We start from the raw sequence: 14116 nt of genomic DNA, 5'->3' as shown, positions 1-14116 counted from the left end.
ACCTATCTGACTACTTTTATTATAGGTGATGAGGAAAGCGGAAATCAAAACATACTTCTTATACTTTGTCCATATATATGAAGAAGAAAGGGGAATGACGATGGATGTAAGAGAACATACTTTTTTCTCTCTGCTTATTATTAGTTATTTTATTGCCTTTGGGGTTATACTTGGTGGTTCATTAATTGGCGGATTTGGTGCATTTCTTATCGGAAAACCGGCTCTAACTTACATTAATCAATTCGCCCAAAATTTAAGAATTTGGGCACTCGTTGCAGCGATTGGCGGAACATTTGATACCTTTTATAGCTTTGAAAGGAGTTTCTTTGGCGGGGATATGAAAGATATCGTAAAACAAATTCTCCTTATTTTTTTCGCAACTGGTGGTATGCAAACAGGTCTTATTATTATTAAATGGCTAACGCAGGAACATGTATGAGAGTACCAAGTGCCAATACAGCAAAAAGGTGGTATTTAGTTTTAGCTGGTGCTGCTGTTGGAGGAGTGTTGAGCTGGTTTGTTTTTTTGTACATATACGGTGTTTTTCAAGAAGAACAAGCTAGTAAAATAGCAGAACAAAAAGAAATTATCGAAAAACAAGAAGCAAAACTCCACGTCCTTCTCGAAGACCAAGAGAAATTGAACACAGAAAATAAGCGGCTCTTAACAATTCAAGAAATCAAAATAAAAATTATAAATCGAAAAAAATATGATTTAGACAATCTTACACTTGAAAACATGACCACTTCTATCCATAATGATCTCCAGCATCTTTTAACGAAAAACATTCAAAGCATCGCAAAAAATAAAGACCTGCTCAAAAAAGTCATCGAAAATAAAACGTACAAACATTACGATCGTATATACCGCTTTAAAGTAGACACAGTCTCTTTTGATACCGTACTTGAAATTAGTATTGATATAGAGAAAGAAAAATAAAGAAGGAGGGCTTCAGCGCCTCTCCTTCTCTTTCGTTCAACATACAACTTCTTATTTACACAGCTCACGTAAATCAGCAAACAGGCGATCCGCCTCTTCCCAAGAAGATGCTTTTGCACCAGAAGCCATCGGATGTCCTCCGCCATTATATTGCATTGCTAACTTATTAATAACTGGTCCTTTTGAACGAAGACGAACACGAATAACATCGTCTTCCTCTAAAAATAGAACCCATGCCTTTAATCCATCAATATTACCAAGCGCTCCGACAACAGCAGATGCTTCGGTAGAAAGTACATCAAACTCTTCTAGTACCTCTTTCGTTAATTTAATGTACGCTGCGCCTTCTTCTACCATCGTAAAGTTTTGTAAAATATAACCATTTAAGCGAGCGATCTTTTCTTTTGTCTTATACATTTCATTGTATAGATCCGTAAATTTAACATCCATTTCAACAAGCTCACTTACGTAAAGAAGTGTTTTCGCTGTTGTATTCGGGAATAAGAAACGACCTGTATCTCCAACAATACCCGCTAAAATAAGGCGAGCTGCTTCCTTTGAAATCGTTAACCCTTTATCTTTTCCATAACTGTAAAACTCATAAATCATTTCACTTGTAGAACTAGCTGTCGTATCCACCCACGTAATATCTCCGTACGGGTCTTCATTCGGATGATGATCAATTTTAATTAACATCTTTCCTTTTACATAACGCTGATCACAAACACGCTCTTGGTTCGCTGTATCACAAACGATAACAAGTGCATCTTCATATACACTATCTTCAATATCATCCATTACTCGTAAAAACGATAAAGAAGGCTCGTTGTACCCAACCATATAAATATTTTTCTCTGGAAACGATTCTTGCAGAATTGTACCAAGTCCACACTGAGAACCTAACGCATCTGGATCCGGACGTACATGACGATGAATAATAATTGTATCAAACTCTTTAATTGCTCCTAAAATTTGCTCATGCATATGTATAATCTCCTTTTTATTCAACTTCTTCACTTTATCCCGCATTAACGTGCAGTAAGACTCCCACCTCAAAACGCATTGAAAACAATGAGGCAAAGGCGGGAGCCCGGATGTACGTAAAAGCCCGATTGATGAGGGTTAATAATTAATACAGGGGATCTCCCCCACACTAATTAAAGTTTCACTTTATCCCCCATTATAACGGAAAACATTTCATACATGCGAACAATTGCTTTATAATAAAAGTTAGAAAGTTTAGATTTTTCTTTTTTCTAAAATGTTATTTGTATACCAATCGATGGGAGCGTGTATTATGCCAGTATTTGTCTTTTGTATTATCATCTCATTTGTGTTGTACCTCTTCTACAAAACAAAATTCTTTCGTACAAACCGTCCAATGGAGAAAGGTTGGCTCTCAGGAAAATCCGCAATGGCACTCGGCTTATTCGTCCTATTCTTTGGGATAAACCAATTCTTTTTAGAACTTTCAACTGCCCGTATTATCGTTGGTGTTTTGTTTATGTTACTTGGCAGCGCGAGTACATTTAATGGATTCCGCCAATATAAACACTTTCTACCATTAGCAGTCAAAGAAGCCGAATCTTATAAAACAACGTAAAAAAAGCATCAATATTGTGATGCTTTTTTACGTCCCTTAACTTTCAAAATCATATGTGCAACAAACGCAGATGGTATATTAAAGAGATTACCTTGCACGTGAAAATGTAATTGTTCTTCTTCAAAAGACATCTGTTTGTATAATTCTTGCTGAGATAATCCTGTCCTTTTCTTTTTTTCATGCAATCCTTGTAAATATAAATATTGAATTGGTATCATCACAAGAAAGTAAAATAGTGCGATACCACCAAAAAAGAGTACTTCTGATGACATATTGCATCCCCCTCCCGACATCCATTATCTTACAATCTAATTATAGCACAGTATACAATCTAAATGAGCTAATATTCTGTTTTTTAATCGTACAATCGTCTCGCATATATCCTGCTATTCCTTTGCTTTCCCACCAAGACTCCTCCACATCTTTAGCAACAGCTTCCAAACCCAATAAAACAAAAAAGATGGAACAAACCAAAGTGATTTGTTCCATCTTTTTATTTATCGATCAATTGCACCATAAGTAATGCTTTCCCGACAACATTACCTTCATGATGTACTTCTACATCAACCTTACCAAATTTACGCCCAATTTCTAATACTTTCGGATGAACCGATACAACATTATCAATTTGAACCGGTTTTACGAAATAAATTGTTAAGTTCTCAACAATTGAATCGCTCTTCTTCTGCGCACGAATGACGCGGTTTGTTGCTTCTGTCACAATTGTTGTGAATACACCGTAAGATAACGTCCCGATTGAATTCGTCATTTGTGGTGTCACTGAAAATTGATATAAATGCTCATTTTTTGCTTCTTTCGGCGTCATAAATTGATTCGTTACAATGTCATCAATCGTTTCACCAACTTGTGGTTGACGCTGAATCATTTGCAGCGCCTGAAGTACATCTTGACGACTAATGATACCTTGCAATTTATTTCCATCCTCCACAACAGGAAGTAATTCAATACCTTCCCACACCATCATACGTGCTGCAGCTGCGACAGACATTTTTCCATTTACCGTAATAGGGTGTTTCGTCATAACTTTATCAATCGGTGTTTCTTTCGCAACACCAATCATATCTTTCGAAGTTACGATACCTAACACCTTTTTATTTTCATCAACAATTGGATAACGTCCATGCATCGTCTCTTCATTGTACTCATGCCATTTCTGCACTATGTCACTAGGCTTTAAATATAGTGTTTCTTCAATTGGTGTTAAAATATCTTCAACTAGTACAATTTCTTTCTTAATAAGTTGATCATAAATTGCACGGTTAATTAACGTTGCGACCGTAAATGTATCATAACTACTCGAAATAATTGGCAATTTCAATTCATCTGCTAACTTTTTCACATGCTCTTCTGTATCAAATCCACCTGTAATTAATACAGCAGCCCCTGTTTCTAATGCTAATTGATGTGCGTTCGTACGGTTACCGATAATAAGTAAGTTCCCCGCTTCTGTATAGCGCATCATCGCTTCTAATTTCATAGCCCCAATAACGAATTTATTTAACGTTTTATGTAGTCCTTCTCTGCCCCCAAGTACTTGGCCATCGACAATGTTAACGACTTCTGCATATGTCAGTTTTTCGATATTCTCTTTCTTCTTTTGCTCAATTCGAATTGTTCCGACACGTTCAATTGTACTAACATACCCTTTATTTTCTGCATCTTTAATTGCACGGTAAGCGGTCCCTTCACTTACACTTAAATCTTTCGCAATTTGCCGCACAGAAATTTTATGCCCTACTGGCAGGCTATTAATATGTTCTAAAATTTGATTATGTTTGGTAGCCAAATGGTTTCACCATACTTTCTTTTCCCTAAATTCTTCATGTGTTGTATTTTCAGTATACTATATTTCCAAAACTGTTACACTCTCTCTTTGTATGTCTGTACTATTTTTTTTATAACAAAATGCTCCTTACATTACACCAGTCATTCTATTACAACAATGTAATGGTATTGTCATCTCGTTCGATGGTTTGTCCACACGCTTCAATATACAATTAAGACAACAAATGAAACAAAGGAGCGAATACATTATGAAAAAATTTTTAGAGGTTGTAGGTGCTGTATTTTTAGCTTTCGTAGATGGAAAAAAAGTTGCAATGGAGTTGAATGAAACACCCGAACAGCCACTTCCAAAAAGAAAAGAATCACCAAAACAAGTGCAAACTTTAAAAGCTGTACTACACACGTAAAAAACCCTTCACTTGTCTTTTCAAATGAAGGGTTTCTTTTTTATAGTGTAATACTTTCTCCAGCTTCTAATACTTTCCCTGTACAATTTTGTAGCTTTTCTACAAATTGATATGGATCTTGTTCGATAACTGGGAACGTATTGTAATGCATCGGTACAACCGTTTTCGCACCAATCCATTTTGCAGCTAAAACAGCATCTTCTGGCCCCATTGTGAAATTATCACCAATTGGTAAAAATGCTACATCAATATTATTAAGTTCTCCAATTAACTTCATATCAGAGAATAAAGCAGTATCTCCTGCATGATATACCGTTTTCTCTTCTGCTGTAAACAAAATACCCGCTGGCATGCCTGTATATGTAATCGTCTTATTTTCTTCATCAATATAACTAGAGCCGTGGAATGCTTGGGTAAATTTCACTTTTCCAAAGTCAAATTCATGCGAACCACCAATATGCATCGGATGTGTGTCTACACCTTGCCAACTTAAAAATGTCGCTAGTTCAAACGGCGCTATAACAACTGCATTATTTTTCTTCGCAAGCTCTACTGTATCTCCAACATGATCACCATGTCCATGAGATAAAAGAATTGCGTCCACATTTACATCTCCAGCTTTTAAATCTGTTGTCGGATTTCCTGTTAAAAATGGGTCAATTAAAATAACTTTTCCATTCGTTTCAATTTTCACAACTGAATGCCCGTGATACGATACTTTCATCATTACATTCCTCCCCTATTCACATTCTCACTTTTTATTCTACATGATTTCTCAATTCCCTGTCTTTTCTAACATCTATTTACTTGTCATAACACTTTCCTCCGATGTAAAGTTATATTTGTAATTAAATATCTCGGGGGTGCCAATCGATGAATGCTAGATTAGAAAATTTAATGCAATGGCTAAAAGAAAAAAACGTAGAAGCTGCGTTCTTAACTTCTACACCGAACGTTTTCTACATGACGAACTTCCATTGTGAACCACACGAAAGACTACTTGGTATGTTTGTATTCCAAGAAAAAGAACCTATTTTAATTTGTCCTAAAATGGAAGAAGGCCAAGCTCGTAACGCTGGCTGGGCACATGAAATCATCGGATTTACTGATACGGACAGACCATGGGATATGATTGCAAAAGCAATTAAAGATCGTGGTATCGATGCAAATGCAGTTGCAATTGAAAAAGAACATTTAAACGTAGAGCGTTACGAAGAATTAACAAAATTATTCCCAAATGCAGCTTTCAAATCAGCTGAAGAGAAAGTTCGCGAGCTTCGCTTAATTAAAGATGAAAAAGAACTTTCTATTTTACGTGAAGCAGCTAAAATGGCAGATTATGCTGTTGAAGTTGGTGTAAATGCAATTAAAGAAAATCGCAGCGAACTAGAAGTATTAGCAATTATTGAGCATGAATTGAAAACAAAAGGCATCCATAAAATGTCATTCGATACGATGGTATTAGCAGGTGCAAACTCTGCTCTTCCACACGGTATTCCGGGTGCAAACAAAATGAAACGCGGCGATTTCGTACTATTTGATTTAGGTGTAATCATTGAAGGTTATTGCTCTGACATTACACGTACAGTAGCATTTGGTGATATTTCTGAAGAACAAACTCGCATTTACAACACTGTACTTGCCGGACAACTACAAGCAGTTGAAGCATGTAAACCAGGTGTTACATTTGGTGCAATTGACAACGCTGCTCGCTCTGTTATCGCAGATGCAGGTTACGGAGACTTCTTCCCACACCGCCTTGGTCACGGACTTGGAATTAGCGTACACGAATACCCAGATGTAAAAGAAGGCAACGAGTCTCTATTAAGAGAAGGTATGGTCTTCACAATCGAACCAGGTATTTACGTACCAAACGTAGGCGGCGTTCGTATTGAAGATGATATTTACATCACAAAAGATGGATCAGAAATTTTAACGAAATTCCCGAAAGAATTACAATTTGTGAAATAAGAAAAAAGGCAGCGTAATTGCTGCCTTTCCTATTTCTCTACTATTTCAAATTTCTCTACAATCATTTTTGCTGGATAGCTTTCAAGTATTTGAGAAGACCATACTTTTATTTTATCCCCTGTTTTTAGTTTATTATTTGCATCTTTATCTTTAAAACTCAGAACTATATCTGATGGATGATCTTTATTCATTTGTTGTTCCATATAATTTTGCAAATCTACTCTTGTGTTAAACGTTTTATCACCGACAAAAAATACCGTATCATTTCTTAATATGACATACCCTTCTTTAGGTACTTTTTTGACCGTTACTCGCTCTACTGGTTTTGTAGTACACGCTGATAATATGATTAGAAATACACTTAAAAATATATACATAGAAATTTTCATATTCCTATTCATTTTTAATCCCTCACTCTACGCTATTTCCGCTTTAAAACCATCTTCTCTTCATACTTATCATCCCATTTAATCACAACCTCTATCGGTTCATCTTTAGATAGAGGTGCACAACTTACACAAGAAGACTTCATTTCAACCTTTGCTCCTTTATGAATTTCTGACGTTTGTGTCATTGTACTAAACGCTTCATTAATATTATTAAAAAAAGAAGGCCACTCAAAAAGTGCCTTCTTCTATTTCACTAATATTTATTTGAAATTTCACGATCCAAACTGAGAAAAGGTGGACAAGAAGCGCAAACGCCATACATGCTCCGCTTAAAAAAGTTAGTATAGGATGCGAATACACGTGCCCTAATCCATAGGATATCACCACGAAAAACATTGTTATGTAAATATAAATTGCTCCATGTATTTGCCTCATATAAACCTCCTTTTCCCATATTATAACATAAGTTTTCTGATTATTCGAATTAATTACTTGTAATTAATATTTCTCAACTGTTACACCTCTAACAGCAGCCTTAATATATGGTGCTCCTTGTAAACTTTGTAAATCCTCTGTATTGCCTGTTACAACTACACCGTATATTGGTAGTTCTTTTGGTTTAGTGTTTTGTATTTCTTTATATTTTGTCCTAAAAAATTCTTGATATCCCCTTTTATTTTCACTTAAAGATATCCAAATACAGCTTAATAAAAAGCACATCTATTTTGATGTGCTCTACACATATACTTTAGTAACATATGAATCATTTTTTGAAACAAAACTCTCACTCATCTTTCCCCATACTATCGTTATGACTTAGTTGCCATAATAATTGAACGAGGATAAAACCCCAGCTTTTCATAAAACGATACAGCTTCATTTCCGTACACCACTGTTAATTCAATTTCATCTATCTTCTTCGCTTTAAACCATTCCACTGCACTATTCATTAATTTCAAACCAAATCCGTTTCTTCGGTATTTTTCATCAACGAATAAAACTTCAATCTTTCCGCTTACACTTTTACTATACGCTATACAAAATCCTAATATATCATCTGTTTCCGCCTCAACTAATAATTCAATTCTATATTCTCCGTACTTTGAATTCTGTTTATAATTTTCAATACGTTCCTCAAATTTCATTCTTGGATAATCGCCAGAAAAATGTTTTGATTTATTATTATGATATTCATGCAATTTATTTAAGGGTTTTCTTATTATTTCTATTTCATCGAGAGTGATATATTTATTACTAATTCTCATCCTACAGCATCTCCAATAATATATATTCCGACCAAAAAGATGACCATTTTACGGTTATAAAATACCAATCTATTATTTCATCGCTTCCTTCACAACATCTTGAATCATAACAACTTCTGTTTTCATATCAACAGACGGTACTTCTTCATCAATACATTCATACCAAAACGCTAAGTGCTTTTTATCAATTTCATGATGAGAATTTTCGACAAGAGCCCCGCCTTCTCCTTGCACAGAATACCAATATAAGTATTCTTCTCCATCTCTTATTTCCCGGAAAATTGTCTCTACGTACATCTTTTCGTCGTTTAATGTCAAAAGCACTTCTTTCATATTGTCATTAAGAAGCTGCATCCATTCATCTACACGATGACTTTTACCTTGTTTCACTTTAAATCTCATTAACTCCACATTCATTTTTATTCCCCCGTTCTCTTACGTACAAACAAACTATATTCTATTGGATTATAAAAACTTAATTTACTAGCTAATTTTTGCGAAGGAATATTGTCTACATAACAATCCCAGCACGGTATAATATCATTTTGCATGCAATGTTCAATGAACCGTGTTGCAACAGCTTGGGCTAATCCTTTCCCTTGATATGCTTCATGCGTCGCAATATCAATTTCAGCAAATCCATTCCCGCTAAATATCGAAACACATTCAGCGACAATTATCCCATCTTGTTCTATACAAAATCCAAAACCACCGTTCAAAAACGTTTCTTTTGATCCCCAATATTCTTTGTAGTACTCCTCTGTAAATTCACTACTTCGTTCTATATCTCTTCTATCAATACGCTTCACTTCATATGTATTTTTGTTTACAACTCGTGTTCTCTCTTCAAAAATCCCTCGTTGAAATTTCATTCGTGGGATGTTCCGAAGCATATTACTAAAACGCTCTTCAATCATCATTTCCCATTCTTCGCTAGAAGTGCAGAATGTAAATCTCTTCTCTGTTTTTTCAATAGCCTTTTTTATATATGAAAATAAATCTTCGTTATAATTTTGATCATAAGTATCACCAAACAAATAATAAATACCATTAGCTGTAATAATTAACCCGGCTGTTAATGACTCGTTTACAAAAACCTCACCATCTATCATTTGATCACATACCGCATAAGCAAATGTCGTCGTTCTTGTAAGACTTTCTAAAATCGGAAGGATTTTTCTATACTCGGCTACAGATATTTTTTTCATAATTGCTCCACCTTAATCGTATCAGCCTCTATATTTTCAAAACAAAGATTTACCGTTCTCTTTAATGCTCTCGTTCTATGAATCGTGCATGCTGGAATTAAAATCGAATCATTTGGCTTTAAAACCGCCGTTTCTCCATCTTGAAAATCGATAAGTAATTCTCCCTCTAACACAATAAATAATTCATCCGAATTAGAATGATAGTGCCAATCATATTCACCAGTAAATACAGCGATTCGTAAGCAATGACTATTCACATTTGAAACGACGAAGTTTTTATGTTGATCTTGAATGTCCTTTGTTAATTCTATTAAATTCACAGTCTCCATATTTCGTCCCACCCTTTCATTAGTCGTTCTTCTGAAAAACTAATTTAGTCTCCACCACCTCCGCAATCTCCTCCACCGTCACTTGAGCCGCTACAATCGTTACTACTGTAATCACCAAATCCACTTGATGAGCTTGAAGCGTATGAAGATTGTTTGCTCATTTTTCTTTGCTTATCTTTCTTACTTTCATGACTAGGCCATACTTTATCAAATACTATAAAGAATAAAATTCCTTCTGTCGCGACAAGTATAACGCCTAAAATATCCTCAATAACATTAGGAGTTATCCCAAAATTTTTAACCATCCCACATAAAAACACGCAAAAAATCACATACAAGAACATACAAATATATCGAAATATTTTTTCTATCATAAGGACTACTTTTTTGGGAGTCGGTATGTTCTGTTCCTCTTTTTTCTTTATATATTTTTGTCTCTTAGCTTGCTTTTTCTTCCTCTTTTTACTTCCCATTGAATCCCCTCTTTTGACTTTCATTTTTCATTTAATTCCAAATTATCACAAAAAATAACATTATAACAAGCTATATTTCACGTAAAGTTTTGTTTACTTTTTGTAAAGTTTCATTTACTTTTTACCTAAAAATGGATATGATAAATGTAACAAATTTACAAAAAGGAGACTTTGTATATTTGATTAAAAATAAGGTGAAACAATTCCGCGTCGTTAGAGACATCACCCAAGAACAATTAGCTTCCTCTGTTCAAATCACTAGACAATCCCTCATCGCTATCGAGAAGAATAAATACAACCCAAGTTTAGAATTAGCATTGAAATTATGTGAGTTTTTCAACTGTAAAGTAGAAGATTTATTTCAATTAGATAAAACTGGGGAGGAAAAAGAATGAAAAATACTTTTAATCAAGAGTTCATTTCGCATCTTACCATTTTATTGTTAGGTTCAACTTTTCTTTATTTCAATAGTAATGATGAAGAAAAGATTCGTTCTGTCCTTCTATTCGCTGGCGTATACATACTCTTAGCCTTGATACTATTAGTAGTGAAACGAATATTCTTTAAGAAAAAAAAGAACGATTCCGAGAAATATCCATTACCTGAGATGGATGAAAGAATCGAGAAGATGAGTTTAAAACTTATGGCGCAAATTTTCGGTCTCTCTCATTTAATCGGTTCTGCGATACTATTTATTTTATATATCACTGACAAAAATTCGACGATACGAGTTGAGTATGCCCTGTATTACTTGTTTGGAATTCTTTTCTTCACAATGATGTTCGGTTTGAAAATTGTGAAGAAATTAGATAATTAGTTTAAACAAAAAGACCCTTCCTACAAAGGAAAGGTCTTTATTTTATTTCTATTATGATAAAGCAGGAGCTTTTTCAAGAAGCTCTTTCGCATCAGCGTATTGTAAGCCGTGCGCTTCTGCAACTGCTTCGAATGTTACATAGCCATCTAATGTGTTAATACCTTTTAATAATGCAGCATTGCCTAAGCAAGCATCTTTATAGCCTTTGTTAGCAATTTGTACTGCATATGGTACTGTTACGTTTGTTAATGCAAGAGTTGATGTACGTGGAACCGCACCTGGCATATTTGCAACTGCATAGTGAACAACACCATGTTTTTCATAAGTTGGGTTGTCATGAGTTGTAATACGGTCAGTTGTTTCGAAAATACCACCTTGGTCAATCGCGATATCTACAACGACAGAACCTGGTTCCATCGATTGAATCATTTCTTCTGTTACAAGTTTTGGCGCTTTTGCACCTGGGATTAATACTGCACCGATTACAAGATCAGATTCTCTTACAGCTTCTGCAATGTTGTACGGGTTAGACATTAACGTTTTTACTTGGTTTCCAAAAATGTCATCTAATTGACGAAGACGTTCTGCACTTAAGTCGATGATTGTTACATCTGCACCTAAACCTACTGCAATTTTCGCTGCGTTTGTACCAGCTTGACCACCACCGATAATTGTTACTTTACCGCGTTTAACCCCTGGAACACCTGCAAGTAAAATACCTTTTCCGCCTTTGTTTTTCTCAAGGAACTGTGCACCGATTTGCGCAGCCATACGACCAGCTACTTCACTCATTGGTGCAAGTAATGGTAAAGAACGATTGTCTAATTGTACTGTTTCGTATGCAATTGATACCACTTTGTTATCAATTAATGCTTTTGTTAATTCTGGCTCTGGAGCTAAGTGTAAGTATGTGAATAAAATTAAACCTTCGCGGAAATAACCGTATTCACTTGCAACTGGCTCTTTTACCTTCATAACCATATCTTGATTCCATGCTTCTTCAGCAGTTTCAACAAGTTTCGCACCAGCTTGTACGTATTCTTCATCTGTAAAGCCTGATCCTATACCTGATCCTTTTTGAACAAAAACTTCATGACCATTTTGTACTAAATGTACAGCTCCCGCTGGCGTCATTGCCACACGGTTTTCATTGTTTTTAATTTCTGTTGGAATACCGATACGCATTATTAGTTCCCCCTTGAGTTATGAAATGACCCCTGAATCATTTTTTAAAGCGCTTTCTACGCTCTTATATTCTAACATAATATCTCAATATTTGACAAAAAACAGTACAAGTTTTCCGATAGATTTAATATTACATTAAAGGACAGTATTATCCGTATCTCTCAGTATAAAGGATAAACTGTCCCATTATTAGAAACTTCACTTTATTTAATTCTATCGATGTCTATGAATGACATCAACAGCACCGGTTACTTCAATAATCGTACCAGTAATCATATCGGAATCTTCTTCACATAAAAACGAAATGGTTCTTGCGATATCTTCACCTGTTCCAGATCTACCAATTGGTGTGTTACTACCTTTCAGCTTTCGCGCTTCTTCAATCGTCGCTTCTTTCATTTCACCAACTATATCACCAGGACATACCATATTCGCAGTAATACCGTATTCAGCTTCTTCGTATGCGACTGTTTTCGTTAAAGAAACAAGACCGACTTTCGCAGCTGCAAAGGCTGAACGATAAATCCATCCAGGCGCGCTATCTGCCCCTTGAAATCCATAGTTAATAATACGGCCAAATTGCTGGCTTCTCATAATCGGTACGACAAGTTTTAATAAATGAAACACCGCTGTTAAATTACCCTGGATCATTTCATTCCATTCGTCTTCTTCGTAATCGACTAATTTTTTCCTTTCAAATACGTAAGGACCAGCATTATTAATTAAACAGTCAATTTTGCCAAAACGGCTCATCGCTTCTTCTACTATTTTATGTAAATCTTCCTTTTTCGTGACATCAGCTTGCACGAACTGTAGACGTTCTTCCATATTTTTATATGTTTCTTTCAACGTTTCCATAGCAGTTATATCGCTATGATATGTTACTGTTACTGAATATCCTTTAGCCAATAACTTTTCTGTTACTTGCTTTCCTAAACCTTTCGTACCGGCTGTAATGAGCGCGTGTCTCACAAACATGCCTCCTTTTAAATTCCTATACTTCATATGTAACAAGTTCTCGCTCCAATTACAACTAAAATGAATTGAAACAAAGTTTTCAAAATTCTGTAACGTTTCCGGTAAGCACATTACCAAAATTTGTTTTATAATTAAGTTGTAAACAGTTATAAAAATGATTGGGAGGAATTTACTATGAATAATACATATACAAATATTTTAATTGCGGTGGATGGTTCTAAAGAAGCAGAAAAAGCGTTTAAAAAAGCAATTCAAGTTGCAAAACGAAACAATGCAACATTAACAATTGCTCATATCGTTGATGTAAAAGCATATTCAGCAGTAGAAGCTTATAGCCGTGCAATTGCCGAACGTGCAAATCTATTTGCAGAAGACTTATTAGAAGACTACAAAAAAACTGCGCTTGAAGCTGGCCTTGAAAAAGTGGAAACTGTATTAGAATTTGGTAATCCTAAATCTAAAATTTCAAAAGAAATCGCTCCAAACCATAAAGTAGATTTAATTATGTGTGGTGCAACTGGTTTAAATGCTGTTGAGCGTTTCCTAATTGGTAGCGTCTCTGAACATATTATTCGCTATGCGAAATGCGATGTCCTTGTTGTTCGTGGTGATGAGGAGCAAGGTGATCTTTAATTTATAGATAAAACACCAAGCCCACATGTTTTACCGAAGGATACGGAAAAATTAAGTTCGAGGCTCGAATGAACAATAAATACATGTTGTTAAACAATGATAATAAACGAAAA

22 protein-coding genes and 1 pseudogene are annotated in these 14116 nt (G+C 35.1%); 8 read left to right on the top strand and 15 right to left on the bottom strand.

All coding sequences use genetic code 11. The features are described 5' to 3' along the window. The first annotated feature begins 25 nt into the window (after positions 1-25). Together QCI75_RS04295 and ytrI are read left to right on the top strand one after the other, a co-directional pair. On the top strand, positions 26-439 hold the full coding sequence (locus tag QCI75_RS04295) for a YtrH family sporulation protein (RefSeq protein WP_002005839.1): 414 nt from the start codon (positions 26-28) through the stop codon (positions 437-439). Further along, positions 436-939 (top strand): sporulation membrane protein YtrI, encoded by a 504-nt coding sequence (ytrI, locus tag QCI75_RS04290; RefSeq protein WP_002145421.1) that lies wholly within the window; start codon positions 436-438, stop codon positions 937-939. Before QCI75_RS04295 ends, ytrI begins: the two co-directional genes overlap by 4 nt. 51 nt (positions 940-990) lie before the next feature. On the opposite strand, the gene QCI75_RS04285 is transcribed toward ytrI, so the two are convergent. After that, complete coding sequence (locus QCI75_RS04285) at positions 991-1923, bottom strand: DHH family phosphoesterase (RefSeq protein WP_222123993.1); 933 nt, start codon at positions 1921-1923, stop codon at positions 991-993. Positions 1924-2236: 313 nt separating this feature from the next. On the opposite strand from QCI75_RS04285, the gene QCI75_RS04280 reads away from it, so the two are divergent. After that, a complete protein-coding gene (locus tag QCI75_RS04280) occupies positions 2237-2542 on the top strand; it encodes a YtpI family protein (protein WP_002129367.1) in 306 nt (101 codons plus the stop codon). A gap of 8 nt (positions 2543-2550) precedes the next feature. Here the strand turns inward: QCI75_RS04280 and QCI75_RS04275 are convergent, their stop codons facing one another. Further along, on the bottom strand, positions 2551-2814 hold the full coding sequence (locus tag QCI75_RS04275) for a DUF3949 domain-containing protein (protein WP_144505192.1): 264 nt from the start codon (positions 2812-2814) through the stop codon (positions 2551-2553). 221 nt (positions 2815-3035) lie between these two features. Further along, on the bottom strand, positions 3036-4349 hold the full coding sequence (locus tag QCI75_RS04270; RefSeq protein ID WP_002034295.1) for a DRTGG domain-containing protein: 1314 nt from the start codon (positions 4347-4349) through the stop codon (positions 3036-3038). A gap of 247 nt (positions 4350-4596) precedes the next feature. Between QCI75_RS04270 and QCI75_RS04265 the strand changes: the two genes are divergently transcribed. Beyond that, complete coding sequence (locus QCI75_RS04265; RefSeq protein WP_186321013.1) at positions 4597-4755, top strand: hypothetical protein; 159 nt, start codon at positions 4597-4599, stop codon at positions 4753-4755. A 40-nt stretch (positions 4756-4795) separates the two neighbouring features. Here QCI75_RS04265 and QCI75_RS04260 read toward each other — a convergent pair whose 3' ends face one another. Next, a complete protein-coding gene (locus QCI75_RS04260) occupies positions 4796-5479 on the bottom strand; it encodes a metal-dependent hydrolase (protein WP_144508997.1) in 684 nt (227 codons plus the stop codon). A gap of 149 nt (positions 5480-5628) precedes the next feature. On the opposite strand from QCI75_RS04260, the gene pepQ reads away from it, so the two are divergent. After that, entirely contained in the window at positions 5629-6726 is a 1098-nt protein-coding gene (gene pepQ, locus QCI75_RS04255) for a Xaa-Pro dipeptidase (protein ID WP_070145095.1), read from the top strand. Between the two features lie 29 nt (positions 6727-6755). Here the strand turns inward: pepQ and QCI75_RS04250 are convergent, their stop codons facing one another. The 9 genes and pseudogenes from QCI75_RS04250 to QCI75_RS04210 all read right to left on the bottom strand — a co-directional run bounded on the left by QCI75_RS04250 (position 6756) and on the right by QCI75_RS04210 (position 10390). Beyond that, entirely contained in the window at positions 6756-7127 is a 372-nt protein-coding gene (locus QCI75_RS04250; RefSeq protein WP_144508995.1) for a DUF3221 domain-containing protein, read from the bottom strand. 20 nt (positions 7128-7147) lie between these two features. Next, complete coding sequence (locus QCI75_RS04245; protein ID WP_186321012.1) at positions 7148-7300, bottom strand: hypothetical protein; 153 nt, start codon at positions 7298-7300, stop codon at positions 7148-7150. 43 nt (positions 7301-7343) lie between these two features. Beyond that, positions 7344-7550 carry a hypothetical protein gene (locus tag QCI75_RS04240; RefSeq protein WP_144508996.1) on the bottom strand — a complete coding sequence of 69 codons (207 nt, stop codon included), beginning with the start codon at positions 7548-7550 and terminating at the stop codon, positions 7344-7346. Between the two features lie 63 nt (positions 7551-7613). Next, a pseudogene (locus tag QCI75_RS04235) lies at positions 7614-7805 on the bottom strand (anti sigma factor C-terminal domain-containing protein); the annotation flags it as partial. A 119-nt stretch (positions 7806-7924) separates the two neighbouring features. Then, positions 7925-8380: a GNAT family N-acetyltransferase gene (locus QCI75_RS04230; protein ID WP_353760000.1), complete on the bottom strand. Its 456-nt coding sequence runs from the start codon at positions 8378-8380 to the stop codon at positions 7925-7927. Positions 8381-8452: 72 nt separating this feature from the next. Next, positions 8453-8797, bottom strand: coding sequence for a DUF6176 family protein (locus QCI75_RS04225; protein WP_144508632.1), 345 nt, complete (start codon positions 8795-8797; stop codon positions 8453-8455). 2 nt (positions 8798-8799) lie between these two features. Then, positions 8800-9588: a GNAT family N-acetyltransferase gene (locus QCI75_RS04220; RefSeq protein WP_144508631.1), complete on the bottom strand. Its 789-nt coding sequence runs from the start codon at positions 9586-9588 to the stop codon at positions 8800-8802. Beyond that, complete coding sequence (locus QCI75_RS04215; protein ID WP_144508630.1) at positions 9585-9917, bottom strand: cupin domain-containing protein; 333 nt, start codon at positions 9915-9917, stop codon at positions 9585-9587. Before QCI75_RS04215 ends, QCI75_RS04220 begins: the two co-directional genes overlap by 4 nt. 44 nt (positions 9918-9961) lie before the next feature. Further along, the gene (locus tag QCI75_RS04210; protein WP_144508629.1) at positions 9962-10390 is read right to left on the bottom strand and encodes a hypothetical protein; all 429 of its coding nucleotides are present in this window, start codon (positions 10388-10390) and stop codon (positions 9962-9964) included. Positions 10391-10521: 131 nt separating this feature from the next. Between QCI75_RS04210 and QCI75_RS04205 the strand changes: the two genes are divergently transcribed. Together QCI75_RS04205 and QCI75_RS04200 are read left to right on the top strand one after the other, a co-directional pair. Then, positions 10522-10785 carry a helix-turn-helix transcriptional regulator gene (locus tag QCI75_RS04205; RefSeq protein ID WP_141554606.1) on the top strand — a complete coding sequence of 88 codons (264 nt, stop codon included), beginning with the start codon at positions 10522-10524 and terminating at the stop codon, positions 10783-10785. Then, positions 10782-11207: a hypothetical protein gene (locus tag QCI75_RS04200; protein WP_144508628.1), complete on the top strand. Its 426-nt coding sequence runs from the start codon at positions 10782-10784 to the stop codon at positions 11205-11207. Before QCI75_RS04205 ends, QCI75_RS04200 begins: the two co-directional genes overlap by 4 nt. 51 nt (positions 11208-11258) lie before the next feature. On the opposite strand, the gene ald is transcribed toward QCI75_RS04200, so the two are convergent. Continuing rightward, positions 11259-12392 (bottom strand): alanine dehydrogenase, encoded by a 1134-nt coding sequence (gene ald, locus QCI75_RS04195; protein ID WP_144508627.1) that lies wholly within the window; start codon positions 12390-12392, stop codon positions 11259-11261. A gap of 213 nt (positions 12393-12605) precedes the next feature. Further along, complete coding sequence (locus QCI75_RS04190; protein ID WP_144508634.1) at positions 12606-13397, bottom strand: SDR family oxidoreductase; 792 nt, start codon at positions 13395-13397, stop codon at positions 12606-12608. A 147-nt stretch (positions 13398-13544) separates the two neighbouring features. Between QCI75_RS04190 and QCI75_RS04185 the strand changes: the two genes are divergently transcribed. Beyond that, entirely contained in the window at positions 13545-14003 is a 459-nt protein-coding gene (locus tag QCI75_RS04185; RefSeq protein WP_001066676.1) for a universal stress protein, read from the top strand. The last annotated feature ends 113 nt before the right edge of the window (positions 14004-14116 follow it).

Origin of the sequence: Bacillus cereus group sp. RP43 (assembly GCF_040459645.1) — a bacterium.
GTDB classification, from domain to species: Bacteria; Bacillota; Bacilli; order Bacillales; family Bacillaceae_G; genus Bacillus_A; species Bacillus_A mycoides_C.
Note: the sequence above shows the minus strand (reverse complement) of the source record. Positions and strands in the feature narration are given on the sequence as shown.